Here is a 2,190-nt window from a genome sequence, read left to right on the forward strand (position 1 = left end):
GGCCGGGGGCGAGGGCGGGGGCGACCCCGCCGCCCGGGGGGGGGGCCACCCCCCGCGAGCGCTCCCCCTCGGCCCGCAGCAACCCGCCCGCCCCGGCCAGCTGGGTCGCCCAGAGCCGGTCGTCGCCGTCGGCCGCGCCGACCACCAGGGTGCGCCGCTCGGTCAGGAAGCGGGCCGCGACCGGCGGGATGGTGGCGCCGATCGAGCGCCCGGTGTGCTCGGCGCGCTCGCGCAGCCCGGCCCGCTGCTGCACGGCCCGTTCGCCGGCGTGGTACATCGCGGCCTCCTTCTCCGTGTCGCGGTCTAGAAGAAACCGCAGGTCGGCGCGGTGGTGTCCGGGGCCTCGGCGCCGGTGGCGGCGACCCCGGCGGCGGTGAAGACCTCCAGCCGGATGCCGTCCGGGTCGGTGAAGAAGATCCCGCCGGAGTCGCCGCCCTCGCGGTGCGGGACGACGCCGTCGTGCGTGAAGTCGGCGCCCAGCTCCCGCAGGACGGCCTCCGCGGCGCGGACCTCGTCCACGGTGTCCACCTGGAAGGACAGGTGGTGCAGCCCGGGGGCGGCGGTGGCGAAGCTGCCCGAGCTCTGCTGCCAGAGGGTGAGCATCAGGGTGCCGTCCTTCCCCAGCAGGGCGAAGCGGCGGTCCGGGTCCGTTCCCCCGCCCGCGACCTCCAGTCCGAGCAGGCGGCGGTAGAAGGCCACCGACCGGTCGAGGTCCGTCACGTTGAGGCCGACGTGGCCGGTGCGCAGGGTGGGCGGTGCGAGGACGGTGGACACAGGGCATCACTCCGATCGTCTAACCAGTACTGAAGACAGTAAGGGTTAGGTGATCGGAGATGCAACCGGTATGAGGACTTGTAGTGGTTAGGTTGGCGACGGCCGGGCCGCCGGGGTCACTCCCACTGCCACCTGATCCCGACCTGGCCCGGCAGCTGGTCGGCTGCGAGCACGTGGGCGCTGGCCGAGGCGCCGATCCACAGCTGCTCGCGCTTGCGGTCCACCTCGGCGCCGGGCTCCCGGTCGAAGCGCTCGCACTGTGCGGGCACCGCGCCGGGGTCGAAGTGCACCTGCAGCACGTACTCGCGCACGGGCACCGCGAAGAACCGGCCGTAGTCGGTGGTCGGCCCGGTGTCGGGGACGGTCACCTCGTACTCCAGGACGGTGGAGTCGCCGAGCGCCAGCGGGCGGTCCAGCAGGAGCTCGGCCACCAGCAGCCCGCTGTCCGGGCGGCGCCGGACCCGGCCGAGCCGGGCGTGCCGGACGGAGGTGATCTCCGGGCAGCCGATCGCGCCGTCGTCGGCCTTGTGGACCACCACGCAGCGGGCCACCCCGCCGACGGTGGCCCGGACGACCTGGCGCATCCGGAGCAGATGGCCGCGCCGACGGGCGTCGACGAAGTACGAGTCGTGGATGGACAGCCGCTCCAGCTCACCGGTGGGCGGCGCGTCCAGCTCGACGAAGAGCTCCGCGATCTCCTCCTCGCCCGGCCAGACCTGCTCCACCCGCAGGGCGTCGTGGGTGGTCGGCGCGACCCAGCGGCCGCGCGGCCGGGGCGGCCCGAGGAGTGCGGTGAGCGTGGTGCGGCGCAGGCCGAGCAGCTCCTCCAGCAGGTGCACGGCCCGCAGCGAGGCGGCGCGCTCCGGCTGGCTGCGACCCCGGCGCCAGTAACTGAGCGTGGTGACGCTGACCCTGACGCCCTGTTGGGCGAGGGCGGCCCTGTTGCGGTCCAGGCTGAGGCCGCTGCTCTCGATCGCCGCGTTCAGCACCTCGGCGAAGCCGAGGCTCCCGGCCGGCGCGGCGGCCGAAGGCTGCTCGGGCGGCAGGCCCGGGGGCTGCGGTGGCGGTGCGGCCTGTCCTTGCGCGGGCAACGGTGCGGCGGCCGGCCGAGGTCGGCCGTTCCCCGGACCGGCGTCACGCCGTCCGACCAGTCTGAGCCGACCGGCGTGCTGCGGTTGCTGCGACCCCATCCGGAAACCTCCCCCACCATGCGAGTTCGGCGGCATCGGCCCGGCATTGCACGCGGTCGGGGCTGCCACACCGAGCTGTCGGAACCCTACGCACCGTCGAGAGGCTACGTCATCAACTCGGACATATGACAGTGGTCACGACAAGAAATCCGCAGATCAGGGGAGATCGAAATACGCCTGAAACAGTCAGCCGGTACGGACCCGTCCAGGATCCGGACCGGCGGGG

2 protein-coding genes and 1 pseudogene are annotated in these 2,190 nt (G+C 73.9%); all 3 read right to left on the minus strand.

Annotated elements, in window-relative coordinates; genetic code table 11:
* Positions 1-277, minus strand: a pseudogene (locus ACFV0G_RS38620) (pyridoxamine 5'-phosphate oxidase family protein); the annotation flags it as partial.
* A 26-nt stretch (positions 278-303) separates the two neighbouring features.
* Complete coding sequence (locus tag ACFV0G_RS38625; protein WP_380558347.1) at positions 304-774, minus strand: VOC family protein; 471 nt, start codon at positions 772-774, stop codon at positions 304-306.
* Between the two features lie 116 nt (positions 775-890).
* Positions 891-1,865 carry a hypothetical protein gene (locus tag ACFV0G_RS38630; protein ID WP_380558350.1) on the minus strand — a complete coding sequence of 325 codons (975 nt, stop codon included), beginning with the start codon at positions 1,863-1,865 and terminating at the stop codon, positions 891-893.
* Between the last annotated feature and the right edge of the window lie 325 nt (positions 1,866-2,190).

This window comes from Kitasatospora sp. NPDC059571, assembly GCF_042735675.1.
Lineage (GTDB): Bacteria > Actinomycetota > Actinomycetes > Streptomycetales > Streptomycetaceae > Kitasatospora.